Annotated in this window: 15 protein-coding genes; 10 read left to right on the forward strand and 5 right to left on the reverse strand. The window is 71.3% G+C overall.

The annotated features are described in order from the left end of the window. Positions 1-85 precede the first annotated feature (85 nt). Both G401_RS0129625 and G401_RS0129630 read left to right on the forward strand, forming a co-directional pair. Entirely contained in the window at positions 86-715 is a 630-nt protein-coding gene (locus tag G401_RS0129625; RefSeq protein ID WP_027345333.1) for a TIGR03085 family metal-binding protein, read from the forward strand. A gap of 139 nt (positions 716-854) precedes the next feature. Continuing rightward, complete coding sequence (locus G401_RS0129630) at positions 855-2,693, forward strand: AMP-dependent synthetase/ligase (protein WP_027345334.1); 1,839 nt, start codon at positions 855-857, stop codon at positions 2,691-2,693. A 103-nt stretch (positions 2,694-2,796) separates the two neighbouring features. On the opposite strand, the gene yczR is transcribed toward G401_RS0129630, so the two are convergent. Continuing rightward, positions 2,797-4,272 (reverse strand): MocR-like transcription factor YczR, encoded by a 1,476-nt coding sequence (gene yczR / locus G401_RS0129635; protein WP_027345335.1) that lies wholly within the window; start codon positions 4,270-4,272, stop codon positions 2,797-2,799. A 60-nt stretch (positions 4,273-4,332) separates the two neighbouring features. On the opposite strand from yczR, the gene yczE reads away from it, so the two are divergent. After that, positions 4,333-4,971, forward strand: coding sequence for a membrane protein YczE (yczE, locus tag G401_RS0129640; RefSeq protein ID WP_034593536.1), 639 nt, complete (start codon positions 4,333-4,335; stop codon positions 4,969-4,971). Between the two features lie 101 nt (positions 4,972-5,072). Here yczE and G401_RS0129645 read toward each other — a convergent pair whose 3' ends face one another. The 3 genes from G401_RS0129645 to G401_RS0129655 form a co-directional block, all read right to left on the reverse strand. Next, complete coding sequence (locus G401_RS0129645) at positions 5,073-5,849, reverse strand: hypothetical protein (protein ID WP_157546531.1); 777 nt, start codon at positions 5,847-5,849, stop codon at positions 5,073-5,075. A gap of 121 nt (positions 5,850-5,970) precedes the next feature. After that, complete coding sequence (hisF, locus tag G401_RS0129650) at positions 5,971-6,762, reverse strand: imidazole glycerol phosphate synthase subunit HisF (RefSeq protein ID WP_027345338.1); 792 nt, start codon at positions 6,760-6,762, stop codon at positions 5,971-5,973. Further along, the gene (locus tag G401_RS0129655; protein ID WP_245601883.1) at positions 6,759-7,700 is read right to left on the reverse strand and encodes an EamA family transporter; all 942 of its coding nucleotides are present in this window, start codon (positions 7,698-7,700) and stop codon (positions 6,759-6,761) included. The genes hisF and G401_RS0129655 overlap by 4 nt, the downstream gene beginning before the upstream one ends. Positions 7,701-7,787: 87 nt before the next feature. Here G401_RS0129655 and G401_RS0129660 point away from each other — a divergent pair, with 87 nt between their 5' ends. Beyond that, entirely contained in the window at positions 7,788-8,705 is a 918-nt protein-coding gene (locus G401_RS0129660; RefSeq protein ID WP_027345340.1) for a LysR family transcriptional regulator, read from the forward strand. Between the two features lie 172 nt (positions 8,706-8,877). On the opposite strand, the gene G401_RS0129665 is transcribed toward G401_RS0129660, so the two are convergent. Further along, positions 8,878-10,227, reverse strand: a complete 1,350-nt coding sequence (locus G401_RS0129665) for an HNH endonuclease signature motif containing protein (protein WP_027345341.1) — start codon at positions 10,225-10,227, stop codon at positions 8,878-8,880. A gap of 206 nt (positions 10,228-10,433) precedes the next feature. On the opposite strand from G401_RS0129665, the gene G401_RS49335 reads away from it, so the two are divergent. The 6 genes from G401_RS49335 to G401_RS0129695 all read left to right on the forward strand — a co-directional run bounded on the left by G401_RS49335 (position 10,434) and on the right by G401_RS0129695 (position 15,520). Further along, a complete protein-coding gene (locus tag G401_RS49335) occupies positions 10,434-11,468 on the forward strand; it encodes a YihY/virulence factor BrkB family protein (protein WP_245601884.1) in 1,035 nt (344 codons plus the stop codon). Positions 11,469-11,585: 117 nt separating this feature from the next. After that, positions 11,586-12,374, forward strand: a complete 789-nt coding sequence (locus tag G401_RS49340) for an LppM family (lipo)protein (protein ID WP_245601885.1) — start codon at positions 11,586-11,588, stop codon at positions 12,372-12,374. Beyond that, the gene (locus G401_RS0129680; RefSeq protein ID WP_027345342.1) at positions 12,371-13,000 is read left to right on the forward strand and encodes a hypothetical protein; all 630 of its coding nucleotides are present in this window, start codon (positions 12,371-12,373) and stop codon (positions 12,998-13,000) included. Before G401_RS49340 ends, G401_RS0129680 begins: the two co-directional genes overlap by 4 nt. Next, on the forward strand, positions 12,997-13,731 hold the full coding sequence (locus G401_RS0129685; RefSeq protein WP_245601886.1) for a carboxypeptidase-like regulatory domain-containing protein: 735 nt from the start codon (positions 12,997-12,999) through the stop codon (positions 13,729-13,731). The genes G401_RS0129680 and G401_RS0129685 overlap by 4 nt, the downstream gene beginning before the upstream one ends. Before the next feature lie 71 nt (positions 13,732-13,802). After that, entirely contained in the window at positions 13,803-15,029 is a 1,227-nt protein-coding gene (locus tag G401_RS0129690) for a phage tail sheath family protein (protein ID WP_027345344.1), read from the forward strand. 2 nt (positions 15,030-15,031) lie between these two features. Then, on the forward strand, positions 15,032-15,520 hold the full coding sequence (locus G401_RS0129695; RefSeq protein WP_027345345.1) for a phage tail protein: 489 nt from the start codon (positions 15,032-15,034) through the stop codon (positions 15,518-15,520). Positions 15,521-15,816: the final 296 nt, after the last annotated feature.

A 15,816-nucleotide genomic window follows, 5' to 3' on the forward strand; every position in this document is an offset into this window, starting at 1 on the left:
CGCCGCCCGGAACCGCCATCGGGTAACGAGTGTGGGTGCGATCACACCCGGCGCACTACGATCTGGGGATGACCGGATGCGGAGCATGACCGCGTACGCGCGCGCCGAACGGCTCGCCCTCGCCGACGACCTGGCCACTCTCGGCCCCGACGCGCCCACGCTGTGCACCGGATGGACGACACGCGACCTCGCGGCGCACATCGTGGTCCGCGAGCGCCGCCCCGACGCGGCCATCGGCATCACCGTCCCGAGGTTCTCCGGGCGTACGCGCACCGTGCAGGATCGGGTGGCGGCCCGCGCGTACGCAACCATACTCGCCGATGTCCGCAAGCCGCCGGTCTGGAGCATCGTCAGCAATCCCCTCCTCGACGAGCTCGTCAACGTGAGCGAGATGTTCATCCACCATGAAGACGTCCGGCGGGCCCAGCCGGGTTGGAGCCCGCGGCCGCTCGCGGACGGGCTGCAGGCCGCGCTGTGGCGCCGGGTACGCACGACCGCCCGGTTCGGCCTGCGCAAACTGGCCGCCACGGTGACCCTCGACGCGGGCGGCCACGGAACCGTGACGGTCGGCGGCGGCGGTCCACGCGTGACGGCCGCCGGCGATCCGGGCGAGCTGACGATGTTCTTCAGCGGCCGGCAGGCGTACGCCCGGGTGGAACTGACCGGGGACCGTGACATGATCACCCGGCTGTCGGGGGCGAAGCTGGGAGTCTGACGCTCTCGGGGTCCGGTGCGGCCGACGCTCTTGATCGCTCAAGAGCGCATCGGCTATGGCCCTGAGAAGAAGTTGCGGCTACTCTTCGGTAACACCAGGGAAACGTGGCCAGGGTCACGTAGTGGAAAGGCAGTGCGGCATGACCACGTCTGGAACGAACGCGACTCAGGTTCCCTACCGGTCGATTCCGGAGATGTTCCTGCACAGGGTGGCCGCAACGCCCCACAAGCGGGCCTTCGGCGGGCCGGCCCCGGACGGCGGGCAGACCTGGCTCACCTGGGCGGAGGTCGGCGAGCAGGCCAAGAACATCGCCGCCGGGCTGACCACGCTGGGCGTCGGCCCCGAGGACCGGGTCGGCATCCTCGCCGGTACGCGCGTCGAATGGATCATCGCGGACCTCGGCATCATGTGCGCGGGCGGCGCGACCACGACGGTATACCCGACGACCGAGCCCGAGGACGCCTGCTTCATCGTCGCGGACTCCGGCTCGAAGGTGCTCATCGCCGAGAACGCGGCCCAGGCGCGCAAGCTCGCCGCCGCGCCGGTACCGGCCGTGACGCACGTCGTGCTCATCGACGGCGCCGCCGACCCGGACGCCACCCCGCCGCAGCTCACCCTGGCCGAGCTGGAGGCCGCGGGCGCCGCGCTGCGCGCCGAGCAGCCGAACTTCGTCGAGGACGTCGTCGGCCGGATCGAGCCCGAGCACCTGGCCACCCTGATCTACACGTCCGGCACGACCGGCCGCCCCAAGGGCGTCGAACTGCTGCACCGCGGCTGGGTCTGGGAAGGCGTCGTGCAGGGCGAGGTCGGCGTACTGCTGGCGGAGGATCTGCAGTTCCTCTGGCTGCCGCTGTCGCACTCCTTCGGCAAGACCCTCATCTGCGGGATCATCCACGTCGGCGTGGAAACCTATGTGGACGGACGTGTCGACAAGATCAGCGAGAACCTCGGCGTCGTCCGGCCGACCCTCATGGCGGCCGCCCCGCGCATCTTCGAGAAGGTGTACAACCGGGTCGTGACCGGCGTACAGGAGGACGGCGGGGCGAAGGCCAAGATCTTCGCGTGGGCCGTCGGCGTCGGCAAGGAGAAGGTCGCGCGGGAGCAGGCGGGCAAGTCCGTCGGCGCCGGCCTCGCCGCCAAGTACGCGATCGCGAACAAGCTCGTCTTCAGCAAGCTCCAGGCCCGCCTCGGCGGCCGGATCCGCTACCTCGTCTCCGGCTCGGCCCCGCTCTCGGTCCCGATCGCGGAGTTCTTCGCGGCCGCCGGACTGCCGATCTCGGAAGGCTACGGCCTCACCGAGTCGAGCGCGGGCAACTGCGTCAACCGCCCCGGCGAACTGCGTATCGGCACGGTCGGCCCGGCCCTCGGCGACCTCGAGATCAAAATCGACACCGACGGCGAGGTGCTGCTGCGCGGCGCCCCGATCATGCGCGGCTACCACAACCAGCCCGAGGAGACGGCCGCCGCGTTCACCGAGGACGGCTACTTCCGCACCGGCGACATCGGCGAACTCGACAACGGCTACCTGAAGATCACGGACCGCAAGAAGGACCTGGTCAAGACGTCCGGTGGCAAGTACATCGCGCCGAGCCACATCGAAGGCCTGTTCAAGGCGCTGTGCCCGCTCACCTCGCAGGTGATCGTCATCGGCCAGGCCCGCAACTACTGCACGATGCTGATCACGCTCGACCCGGACGCCGTCACCGCGCTCGCCGCGAACGGCGCCCTGGAAGGCCGGTCGTACGCGGAGATCGCCGCGTCCGACCACGTGCGCGGCGTCGTCGAGGCGGCGGTGGCGGAGCTCAACCAGAAGCTCAACCGCTGGGAGACGATCAAGAAGTTCACCGTCCTGTCCCGCGACCTCACGATCGAGGACGGCGAGGTCACGCCGTCGCTGAAGCTGAAGCGCCGGGTCGTCGAGACCAACTTCAAAACCGAGATCGACGCGATGTACGCGGGAACCCTGGCCGAGGTCTGACGTCTCCCTGACTCGTCAGCGGTAGGGGCGGTCAGGCGGTGACGGGCGGTCAGGCGGTGACGGGCGGTCAGGCGGTGACGGGCGGTCAGGCGGTGACGGGCGGTCAGGCGATGAGGGCCTGCTCGCTGTAGAGCGACCGGGCCGGGGCCGTGTCCAGATCGAAGCGGGCCGCCGCCATCCGGTCGACCGCGTCGATCAGCTGCGCCTCCGGCAGCGTGAACGGCAGGCGCAGGAAGCGTTCGAGCGTACCGTCGACGCCGAAGCGGGGGCCGGGGGCGAGGCGTACGCCCAGCCCTTCGGCCGCTCGCGCGAGTGCGCTGGAGACGGGGGCGTCGAGTTCGGCCCACAGCGTCAGGCCGCCCTGCGGTACGACGACCCGCCATTCGGGGAGCCGGTCGGCGAGGGCCGCGAGGAGGACGTCGCGCCGCCGGGTCATCTCCGCCCGGCGCCGTGCCACGATCTCCGGCCCGTACGCGAGCAGCCGCACCGCGACCAGCTGGTCGAGCACGGGGCTGGCCATGTCGACGCCGACCCGGACGGCGGCCAGCCGCTGCACGATCGGGGCGGCGGCCCGGATCCAGCCGATGCGCATGCCGCCCCAGTAGGGCTTGGACAGCCCGCCGATGGTGAGGACGCGGCTGTGCTTGTCGAACGCGGCGACCGGCGGCGGCATCGGCGTGTCCGAGCCGTCGGCCAAGGGGCCCATCAGGGACAGTTCCACAAAGGATTCGTCGATGACGAGGTCGGTGCCGGCCGAGTGCGCGACGGCGGGCAGCTGCTCGCGCAGGCGTACGGGCATGAGGTGGCCGGTCGGGTTCTGGAACTCCGGGATCAGGTACGCGAGCCGCGGCCGGGTCTGGCGCAACGTGTCCACCAGGAGCTCGCCGTCCCACCCGGTACGCCCGAGCCCGTGTGTCGCGATCCGCGCCCGCGCCCCGGCCAGGGCCGCCAGCGCGCCGGGGTAGGTCGGCGACTCGACGAGCACCGGCGCGCCCGGGTGCAGGAGCAAGCGGCTGACCAGGTCCAGTGCGTGCTGCGTACCGTTGGTGATGACGATCTGCTCGGGGCGGGTCGGCAGGCCGCGGGCGGCGTACCGGGCGGCGACGGCTTCCCGCAGGACGTCCAGGCCGCACGGCCAGTAGCCGACCTTCCCCAGGTACGCGGGCAGGTCGTCGACGGCGGCCCGGGCGGCCTCGGTCAGCTCGGCCGGTGCCGGCGGGGCCGCGCAGCTCAGGTCGATGAGGTCGGGGTCGTCGTGCGGTCCCCACAGGCCGCTCGCGCCGACGCGCATCCCGTCCGGCAGCGTCGTCCAGCTGCCCGAACCGCGCCGGCTCGACAGGTGGCCGGAGTCGCGCAGCTCCCGGTACGCGGCCGAGACGGTGGTCCGCGAGATGCCCAGCGCCTCGGCGAGGTCGCGCTCGGCGGGCAGCCGCATTCCCAGCGCCAGTCGGCCGTCGGTGAGCAGGCCACGCACGGACGCCGCCAGCGCCAGGTAGTCGGGGCTGCGGCGACGGGCCGGCAGGGCGTGCCACTGACCGAGCAGGCGTGCCAATTGGCTTCCGCGTACCATGCCAGTCATGGGCCACCTCCCGGAAATTGGCTTTTGCCGTGCCCTCAAGTGGCCTTCAGAATGGCACTCATGACGGAGCAAGGCAAGCCACTCCCGTTTCGCTACAAACTCGCCAGCCGGCTCGCCCGGCTGCTCGTCGGCCTGCTCCTCTACGGCGCCAGCATCCAGTTCATGATCGCCTCACGGCTCGGCAACCAGCCGTGGAGCGTCCTGGACCAGGGCATCGCGCGGCACACCGGGCTCACCGTCGGCACCATCGTCGTCATCGTCGCCGGCCTGGTACTGATCTGCTGGATCCCGCTGCGCCAGTGGCCGGGCCTCGGCACCATCGCCAACATGCTGATCATCGGGCCGTCCGTCGACCTCACCGCCCGCTTCCTGCCCGAACCGCACGCGATGCTGCCGCGGATCTCGTACATGGTGGTGGGGGTGCTGCTCTGCGCGGTGGCGACCGGCCTCTACATCGGCGCCCAGTTCGGTCCCGGCCCGCGCGACGGCCTCATGACCGGCCTCGCGCGCCGCGGCCTGTCCATCCGGCTCGCCCGCACGCTCATCGAGATCACCGTGGTCGCGCTCGGCTTCCTGCTGGGCGGCACGTTCGGCGCCGGAACCATCCTGTTCGCGGTCGCCATCGGGCCGCTGGCCCAGATCTTCCTGCCGGTCTTCGCTGTACGCCGCGCGCCTGAGCCGATTCCCCAACCGGCCTGAGCACATGAGCCGGCCGGCAGCTCAGCCGGCCGGCAACTCAGGCCGCCCGCAGCTCAGCCCGCCGGCAGCTCAGCCGGGCCGCTGCTCAGCCGGGCCGCAGCTCAGCCGGCCTGGCTGACGATGCTGTTGACGATCTTCTGGATCACCGCGCGGTCGCCGTAGGGCGCGGTCGCGTACACGGCCACGATGTACTGGCGGTCGTCGACCACGAACCGGTGCACGAGTTCGAGCAGGTAATCGCCGTTGGCCGCGGGGTTGGTGACCGCGTACCAGGTGCGGTTGTCGAACTGGGTGACCTTTCCGGACTTCGCGAGCCAGGCCAGGGCCTGCGTCTTCAGCTTCGCGGCCGTGCAGTTGTTGACGCAGTGCTGCAGCGCGAGCACGACACTGCGGTTGCTGCCCGGAACCGACTCGTCCACGCACACCTTCCGGTACGCGTCCGGCGCGGTCGGCAGGGTCACGCCGTCGACGCAGTTCCACGCCGGCGGTACGCGGAACGCGAACGGCCAGCCCTGGAACGCCGCCGTGTAGGTCGCGTCGCGGGCGGCGTACACGGGTCCGAGCACCGGCTTCTCCTGGGCGTCCACCAGCCGCGGCTCGGTACGCCCGGTCAGCCAGCTGGGCGCCGGCACCGGCGTACCGCTGGATCGGGGCGACGGATCGGCGGAGGCCGGGGACGAGGGCAGAAGCTGGGACTGGGCCGCGGTGCGGGCCTCGTCGCGGAGGTTCTGCCGGTGCGCGATCCAGGCGCCGCCCCCGCCGCCGAGGGCGATGAGCAGGGGCAGCGAGCCGAGCAGGACCCACAGCAGGGTGATCGGCCGCAGCCCGCGCGGAGCGGGGCCGGCGGCCGGCGCCGGTGCTGGGATGGGCGGCATCACGAGGGGAAACTACCGCATTGACGCTCGTGCACGCCGCTCGTTCCCACTCGGGAGTGCTGTGTCGGCCAGGAAATGCTGTGTCGGCCAGGAAATGCTGTGGGCGGCCCGGAAGTACGGTCGGCTATCTGCGGACGGGGTGGCCGGCCTCGGCGAGGGCGTCCTTGACCTCGGCGATGCTCACCTCGCCGAAGTGGAACACGCTCGCGGCGAGCACGGCGTCGGCCCCGGCGTCGATCGCGGGCGGGAAGTCGCCGGCCGTTCCGGCGCCGCCGCTGGCGATCACGGGAATGTCCACGGCCGCCCGGACGGCCGCGATCAGCTCCAGGTCGAAACCGCCCTTGGTGCCGTCCGCGTCCATCGAGTTGAGCAGGATCTCCCCCGCGCCCAGCTCTGCGGCACGCCGGGCCCAGTCGATCGCGTCGATCCCGGCCGGCTTGCGGCCGCCGTGCGTCGTGACCTCGAAGCCGCTGGGCGCGTGGGCCATCAGGCTCCCGCCGGCCAGGGGTGCGGTCCGCCGTACGTCGAGGGACAGGACCAGCACCTGGCGGCCGAACCGCTCCGCGATCTCGCCGATGAGCCCGGGGCGTGCGATCGCGGCGGTGTTCACGCCGACCTTGTCCGCGCCGGCCCGCAGCAACGTGTCCACGTCCGACACCGTACGCACGCCGCCGCCGACGGTCAGCGGAATGAACACGGTCTCGGCGGTCCGGCGTACCACCTCGAGCATGGTGCCCCGGCCCTCGGCACTGGCGCTGACGTCGAGGAACGTCAGCTCGTCGGCCCCCTGCGCGTCGTACGCGGCCGCCAGCTCGACCGGGTCGCCCGCGTCCCGCAGACCCTCGAAGTTGACGCCCTTGACGACGCGCCCGGCGTCGACGTCCAGACAAGGGATGACCCGCACGGCAACCGTCATGCCCCCGAAGATACCGTGGCCTGCTCTTCGACCCGCCGCACGATCCCGGGGGGCGAGATCGTCCGGCTGCGGGCCCGGGTCGCGCCGAACAGGATGCCGCCGATCACCAGGACACCGCCGAGGACGTCGGGCAGGCGTAACGCTTCGTGCAGGACGAGGACGGCGGCGGTCATCCCGAAGAACGGCACCAGCATCGAGAACGGCGCCACGGTCCCGGCCCCGTAGCGGTGGATGAGCCGGCCCCACAGCCCGAAGCCGACGATCGTCGAGATCCCGCTCGTGTACGCGAGCGCCGCCAGCGCGGTGAGGTCGAAGCCCCGCAGGGCGGCGAGGTCGGCCGACGGCCCCTCGATCACCAGGGACAGCCCGAGCATCGGCAGGGCGGCCAGCGCGGCCAGCCACATCGTGTAGCGCAGCGGGTCCAGCGGGGCGGCCCGGCGCAGCACGATGTTGTTCAGTCCCCAGAACGCGGCCGAGGCCACGACGAGCGCGAACGCGAAGGCCGGCGTACCGGCGTGCAGGGTGGCGCCGACGAGGACCATCCCGGCCAGCGCGAGCGCCGTCCCCGCGATCCGGCGTACGCCCGGACGCTCCCGCAGCAGCGGCACGGCCAGCAGCAGAGTGAAGATCGCCTGGCTCTGGAGCACCAGCGAGGTGAGGCCGGCCGGCATCCCCTCGGCCATGCCCCAGAAGAACAGCGAGAAGTGCAGCACGCCGAGGCAGGCCGCCGAGAGCAGGACCCACCGCCAGGCGACCCCGGGGCCCCGGCGCAGGAACGCCAGCGGGAGGGCCGCCGCCAGCAGCCGCAGCCCGCAGAACAGCAAGGGCGGCAGGTCGTCGAGGCCGACATGGACCGCGATGAAGTTGAACCCCCAGATCGCGGCGACGAGAGTGGCGAGGAGCAGGTCGCCAGGCCGCATGACGTAACGCGATCGCATGAGCTGAGCTTGCATGTGCCGAGTCTGCGGCCGGGCGACACTTCAGCACCAGCACATTGTTCTACACCGTGGGTTTAGCATTGCTGCATGGATCTCGGCCGGCTACGCGCACTCGACGCCCTCGCCACCTACGGCAGCGTCCTCGCGGCCTCGGAAGCGCTGCACTGCACCCCGTCGGCCGTCTCCCAGCAACTGACGAAGCTCGACCGGGAGACCGGGACGACGCTGCTCGAGCGAGACGGCCGCGGCGTACGCCTCACCCCGGCCGGCCGGCTCCTCGCCGACCACGCGGCCCGGGTGCTCACCGCCGTCGACGAGGCCCGAGCGGCGCTCACCGCGTACCACGAGGAGGTGTCGGGACGGGTCGCGATCGGCGCGTTCGCGACCGCCTGCCGGGGCCTGCTCCCGGCCGCGCTCGCCGAACTGGCCGCGGCCCACCCGCAACTCGACACCGGCATCCTCGAACTCGACCCCTACGAGGCGCTGGACGCCGTCACCCGCGGCCGCATCGACATCGCGGTCGTCGACGACTGGCCGGAGATCGGCCTCGACCTGCCGGGCGGCATCGCGCACACCGTGTTGGGCGACGACGGCGCCGACCTGATCGTCCCCCGTGGACACAGCCTGGACGGGGCACCGCCCGGGCCGCTCGCCCGCGCCGCCGGCGAACGCTGGATCGCGGCCCCGCCCGGCACCATCTGCCACGACTGGCTGCTGCGGGTGCTGCCCGGCGTACGGCCGGATTTCCTGGTCGGCGAGTTCGAGACGCAGCTGACGCTGGTGGCGGCGGGGTTGGGGGTGGCGCTGATCCCGCGGCTCGCCCGCACCCACACGGTTCCCGGCACCGCGATCGTCCCGATCGACCCGATCCCCACCCGCCGGGTGATCGTGACCTGGCGCAAGGCCAACGAGGTACGCCCGGCGCTGGGGGCGACGATCGCGGCGCTGCGCTCGGCCTGGTCGCAGCGATCGACGCCGAGCGCAGCCACCCCAGGACACAGCTAAGCAGGTCGCCGGCTGGGCAGGTCGCCGGCTGGGCAGGTCGCCGGCTGGGCAGGTCGCCGGCTGGGCAGGTCGCCGGCTGGGCAGGTCGCCGGCTGGGCAGGCTGCTGTCCTGGCGGGGAGCGCAAGTCTCACCGTCGAGAGGAACCTGACCTTGATCCTTCGATCCTGATCTTCATGTTCGCCGGTGGATGTTGTTGCGGCGGGCGCGTTGTAGCGGGTCAAGATGCTTGGGCGGGATGAAGTCCGGGTGCCGGTCGTGGGGGTTGATGCGGACTTCCCACGCCCCGCGGTGGATTTCGCGGTGGTGATATCCGCAGAGGAGGACGGCGTTGTCGAGGCTGGTCGGTCCGCCGTCCTGCCACGAGCGCACATGGTGGCCTTCACACCAGCGAGGCGGGCGGTCACAGCCTGGCCAGGCGCAACCGCGGTCCCGCAACACGAGCGCACGCCGCAGCGACCCGTCGATGAGACGTCGGGCGCGGCCGACATCGAGGACCTGCCCTTCAGCACCGAGGACCGCGGGGATGATCTTCGCGTCGCAGGCCAGCCGACGCACGGTCTCGGGCGTGAGCAGATCACCGGTGTCCAGGATCCCGTAGCCGTACTTGGTGCGTAGCTGTTCCCACGACAACGTCACCACCAGCTGCGGACGCTCACCACCGGACTCCGGCAGGCTGCCGTCAGCCAACGCCTGCGCGCACAGATAGGTCAACGCATCGGCACGGCGAGCGGCAGCGGTGCGGGTATCACGGCCGGCATCGTCCCACGCGTCCGCGAGCCGGTCGGAAAGCTCATCACCAAACGCCCCGGGCACCGATGTGCTGGTGTCTGGATGGGGCGGACGCCGTCCCAAGAGCGAACCTGGTGCGCTGATCGGGTCGACCGCCGCCCGCACATACGCCGCCGCGGCACTGTCCAAAATCCCCGACAGCCGGTACTCGCCCTCACCATGCGGGGTCAGCGTGAACGCCCGCCGCTGCAACGCCGACCGATTCGCCCGCTCCAAGTCCCGCCGCAGACGCTCCTCCGCGACCTCCGGCGACACCGCCTCCCACACCGCCCGCCGATGCGCATCCAGGACCTCCGGCCGCAACCGCTGCGACACCGCCAGATCCGACAACACCTGCTGCGCCCGCGCCTTACCCGCCGGACCCACCTCCGACGGCAGCCCGGCCACCAGCGAGGAGATCTTCTGCGCCTGCTCCAGACTCAACGACCCCGACGCCAACCCCGCCGCCACCACCGGCTGACCCGGCAACGCCTGCGCCAACCGCGCCAGCCCCGCAGCGGTAGGCACCGACACCGCCAAGAGATCCGCCAACCACACCCGCACACTCGCAGCACCCTGCCGAGCCGGAAGACCCCGCGACGCGGCCTCACCCACCTGCGCCACCACCCGGGCCGTCAACCGCTGCGTCGCGGTGAACACCGCCGACAACTCAGCCAGCAAGACATCGTCAGGCAACGACGACAAAGGAGCATCCAACAACTCCTCCACCACCACACCCAACGCCTCGCTCACACCCCGAAGACTAGACCGCCCATACGACAAAACCCCAGGCCAGACCACAGTCACCGTACGCGCAACGTCCACAACGGACAGCGGCGATCAACACGCCGTGACACGAAAGCGCGCAGGGAGTTACGAAGTGCAACCCATCCGGGTAAGACTGGGCCATGGCGGGATCGCGTGAGCCGGGACGGCTCCACCGGGACAGACTGGTCAGGTTGCTGCGGCGCGCTCCGCGGCATCCGCGTGATCTCGCCGGGCGCGCCTGGCTGCGGGTGTTCACCCGGACGGTGAAGGAGTTCATCGAGGATGATCTCACCGACATGGCCGCCGCGCTGACCTACTACGGCATCCTGTCGATCTTTCCGGGGCTGCTCGTCCTGGTCGCCGGGGTCGGGTTGCTCGGCCGGTCGACCGCTGCCGAGGTGGAGGCGAATCTGCGGTCCTTCGCGCCGGGGCCGGCTCATGAGATCGTCGCCGACGCGCTGGACAACCTGCGCGAGCATCACGGCACGGCCGGCGCGGTCGCGATCGCCGGCCTGGCGGTGGCGTTCTGGTCGGCGACGGCGTACGTCGGGGCGTTCATGCGGGCGGCCAACCGGATCTTCGACGTGCCCGAGGGACGGCCGCTGTGGAAGACCATTCCGGTGCAGTTGGCCATCACCGCGCTCACCGGCGTCTTCCTCGCGGCGTCCGCGCTGGCCGTCCTGTTCACCGGGCGCGTCGCGGACTACGCCGGGCGCGTCCTCGGCATCAAGGACACGACGATCCATGTGTTCGGGATCGCGAAGTGGCCCGTGCTGATCGTCGGCGTGACGATGATGCTCGCGCTGCTGTACTGGGCGGCGCCGAACGCGCGTACCGGCGGGTTCCGGTGGGTCACGCCGGGAAGCATCCTGGCGGTCGTCATCTGGATAGCCGTTTCGGTGGGCTTTGCCGTCTACATTGCACACTTCAATTCATACGATCGGACATACGGCACTCTCGGCGGCGTGATCATATTCCTCGTATGGCTTTGGCTGACGAATGTCGCCGTCCTTTTGGGGGCGGAATTCGATGCCGAACTGAGTCGGGCGCGGGCCATCGCGGCGGGCCTGCCGGAGCGCGCCGAGCCCTACCTTCCCCTGCGGGACGTGCCGAAACAGAACGAGCCGCAGCTGCTCGGAGATGATCACGTGACGGCGCCGGTCGATACCGCGGGCGACTCGGCGGGCGGCTCAGCGGGCCGCCCGAAGGAGAACCCTACAGCGTAGTGCTCTTCGCGTAGTGGTTTCATCACCCAAAGGTGAACGCCCTGTCGTAAGATCGGCGACAGCCCTGTGACAGATCGCCGACTGTAAATCGAGATCGCCGTCACACAGAATTCATCCATGACGCGCAGGCTCAAAATAATCCTGAGCACCACCGCCCTCGCGGCGATGGCGATGATCCTCGCCGGCTGCATGCAGCTCAACATGGGTCTGACGGTCAACAGCGACGACACGGTCAGCGGCGAGCTGCTGCTGACCGCCGAGCGGACCCTGCTGACCAACGGCGGCAAGACAGTCGAACAGGGCTTCGCCGACCTGCGCCAGAACATCCCGGCGATGCCACCCGGCGACGAGTCGGTGTACAACACCGACCCGAAGTACTACGGCGTGCGGATCAAGTACGACCGCACCCCGCTGAGCCAGTTCAACAGCGAGAGCATCAAACTCGTCAAGAACAACGGCACCTACCGCTTCACGCTGCCGCTGGACCCGAAGCTGTACGGGGCGAAGTTCGCCAGCTCGAACCCGCAGCAGCAGCAGACCTTCATGAAGCTGATGTCCTTCGAGATCCAGGTGACCTTCCCGGGCCGGATCCTCGACAGCAACGGCACCGAGATCGGGCAGACCGTCAGCTGGAAGGTCGACGCCAACCAGGACAAGCCCGCCGACCTGCACGCCACGGCCGAGGCGCCGGACAACACGCCGCCGAGCGCGGGTACGTCGGTCGCGCCGAGCGCCTCCGCGGCCGCCGCCGGTGGAGGCAGCGGCGGGTTCCCGTGGCTGCTCGTCGTCGGCGGAGTCGTGCTGCTCGCGATCGTCGCCGCGGTCGTGCTGTTCCTGATCCGCAAGCCCAAGGCCCCGGTCGCACCCGAGCCCGAGGCGACGCCCGCGACGCCGACCGCGCCATGAGAACCGGGGCGGGTGTGGCGAGTGCGCTCGTGCACACGGCGTACGGGGTGGTGCTGGGGGCGCTGGCCGCCGGCGTGACGGGCGCGCTGATCCTGGGCGGGATCGGGCTGCTGCTCGGCATCCTGTACGGGTGGGCGGCCGCCTCGTCCGGGGCGTACGCGGACGGCGGAAGTTCGTCACCCCCGCGGCGTATCTGGATGTTCCTCGTGGACCACACATGGAGCATGCCGAACACCGTCGCCGGTGAGCTGTTCCTCCTCGCGCAGCTCGTGGCCGGGCACTCCCTGGACCGGACCACGTCCGCCGGGGCGTGCCGGATCAGTGTGGACCGCAACTTCTCGCCCCGCTACGCGACCACGATCGGACCGGTCTGCGCCGGCGCCGACCCGACGATCCAGCGCCACGAGGACGTGCACGTGTTCCAGGCGCGCCTGCTCGGACCGCTCTACCTGCCCCTCGTCGCCGGCAACTACGCGCTGTTCACGGTCGCGCCGATCTGGCTGATCTACCACGACCACGCGGCCGCGCCGATCAACCGGCTCGGGCGGTACTTCGAGATCGGGGTCTACCCGCACGTGTGGAACGAGGCGATCGCGTACCGGATCCAAGGGACGCCGCCCCGATGACCGGGCCGACACTGCACGGGCCGACACCGCACGGGCCGACACCGCACGGGCCGACACCGCACGGGCCGATCGAGGCCGCCACGGCCGACCTGCTGGCCTGGCTGGGCAGAGCGGCCGGGCAGCCGGCCCGGCTGGGCGCGCCCGACGCCGGGGAGAGCACCGGCGAGCACCTCACGCTGACCCCGCTGGATCTGCGTACGCAGCGGCAGACCCGGGGCACCGGCGCGCGCGAGCCCTACCGGTTCGGCGTGCGCTACCTGCTCACGGCGTCGGGTGAGGGCGCGCTCGGCCTGCTCGACCGGGTGCTGGCCGCCGCGGTGGCCGCCGGGGAGCCGCAGATCGTGCTGGAGGCCGGGGACACGGCACTCTGGCGGGCGCTGGGCGTGCCGCCCCGGCCGGCGTTCTTCGTCGACGTGCCGGTGCAGATCGCGTACGAGGAGCGGACCGCGCCGCCGGTCCGGCATCCGCTGCAGCTGCGCGCCATCGCCCGGCTGACCCTGGCCGGGCGGGTGCTCGGGCCGGGGGACGAACCGCTGGCCGCGATGCGTGTGGAGGTCGTCGGAACGCCCCTTTCCACGCTGACCGACGCCATGGGCCGCTTCGCGGTCCCGGGCGTACCCGAGGCCGCGACGGTGCAGCTGCGCCTGACCGGTCGCGGGCGCGTCCTGCTCGCCTCGGTGGACCCCGCCGAGAAAGACCTCGTCATCACCTGCGACCTGCCGACCCGGTAACGCAGCCGAACGGCGGCCCCGCGGCCGCCCGGCGGCGAACCTCGCCGCCGCGAAACGATCGAGGAGTTCCCATGCCCAACTACTACTCCCCCGGCATCTACGTCGAGGAGGTGCCCAGCGGAGCACGCCCCATCGGCGCGGTGGGCACCAGCACGGCGGGGTTCGTCGGGATCGCACCGGACGCCGCGGCGCGCGTGGACGAGGCGGTCGCGATCAACAACTGGTCCGAGTTCCTGCGGATCTTCGCCGACGGCGACAACCTGCCGAGCACCCCGCTCGCCCGGGCCGTCTTCGGCTTCCTGGACAACGGCGGTACGCGTTGCTGGGTCGTCAACGTCGGCGCGAAGGGCCAGATCTCGGGTACCGGCCGCAAGCGGTCGGGCCTGGACGTGCTGGAGACGGTCGACGAGATCGCCATCATCGCGGCCCCCGGCTTCCACGACACGGTCGCCCACGAGGCCCTGCTGACCCTCGCCGAGCGGTCGCGCACGATGGTCGCGATCCTCGACCCGGCCCCGGACCTGGACGACGTCTCCACACTGACCAAAGTGGAGACGGCCGGCAAGCCGCCCAAGCCGGCCGCGGACGGCAAGCCGCCGGCCGACGGCCCGGCCGCGCCGGCCCCGGACGCGGGCCACCGGCCGCGGCAATCGGACTACGGCGCGTTCTACTACCCCTGGATCGTCGTGCGCGACCCGCTGACCGGCGAGCTGACGTCCACCCCGCCGTCCGGGCACATCGCCGGGATCTGGGCGCGTACGGACGCGCTGCGCGGGGTGCACAAGGCGCCGGCCAACGAGCCCGTCCGGGGCGCCGTCGACCTGAGCTACCTCATCACCCGGTCGGAGCAGGACGTGCTGAACCCCGCAGGGGTCAACTGCATCCGGTTCTTCTCCGGCGAGGGCATCCGGGTCTGGGGCGCGCGTACGCTCGCCGCCGAGGCCAGCCCGTGGCGCTACCTCAACGTCCGGCGTACCACCAACTTCCTGGAGCAGTCGATCTCGCTGGGCACCACGTGGATGGTGTTCGAGCCGAACGACTTCTCGCTGTGGCGCTCGATCCGCCGCGACATCGGCGCGTTCCTGACCCGCGTCTGGCGCGACGGCGCCCTCATGGGCCGCACGCCCGAGGAGGCGTTCTTCGTCAAGTGCGACGAGGAGACCAATCCCACCGACGTCCGTGACGCGGGCATGGTCGTGGCGCACATCGGCGTCGCGATCGTCAAGCCCGCCGAGTTCGTGGTGTTCAAGCTGAGCCAGTGGGCCGGCGGTTCCGAGACCGAGACGATGGGGAGCTGACCATGGCGACCGCAGCCACGCCGCAGCCGGGCGCACCGGTGGACCCGTACCGGGCGTACAACTTCAAGCTGCTCATCAACAACGTGACCAACGGGCACTTCACCGAGGTCAGCGGGCTGGAGATCAACATCCGGAAGGTGGACTACCGGGAGGCCGGCAACGACCGGATCCGGGCCATCCCCGGCCAGGTCGAGTACAGCCCGATCACGCTGCACTTCGGCGTCACCGCCTCCCGCGAGCTGTGGGACTGGGTCAGCAGCGCCGCCAAGGGGACGGTCAACCGGCGCAACATCTCGATCGTCCTGCTCGACGCCGCCGGCACCGCCGAGGTCCTGCGCTGGAACGTCATCAGCGCCTGGCCGATGCAGTGGCGGGGCGCCCACCTCAACACCCTCGCCCACGAGATCGCCATCGAATCGATCACGCTCGCGTACGAGAGCCTGGAACTGGAGTCCGGCAGTGCCGCGCCGGCCGCCGCCAGCCCGGCCTGACCTGCCGCGCGCGCGCCGCCGTGGCTGGGCCGGTGCGCTGCGCGGCTGGGCCGCCCGCACCGCCCGGCGCGCGGCGTCCATTCTGGACACCGATACCGGCACGGATGACGGCGTCGCGACCGCCGGGGAGGGATCCGCGCCGTCCGCGCGCTCCCGCCCCGGCGGCCCGCCCGAGCACTGGCTCCGGCTGGTCGCCGAGCACGCGCCCGGTTACCTGCACGACCTCGCCGACCGGCACGAGCTACCTACCTACGACCACACACAGGAGTACGCGCGACCGGAGCAGCCGGTCGCCT

The sequence above is a fragment of the Hamadaea tsunoensis DSM 44101 genome (assembly GCF_000428945.1).
GTDB lineage: Bacteria > Actinomycetota > Actinomycetes > Mycobacteriales > Micromonosporaceae > Hamadaea > Hamadaea tsunoensis.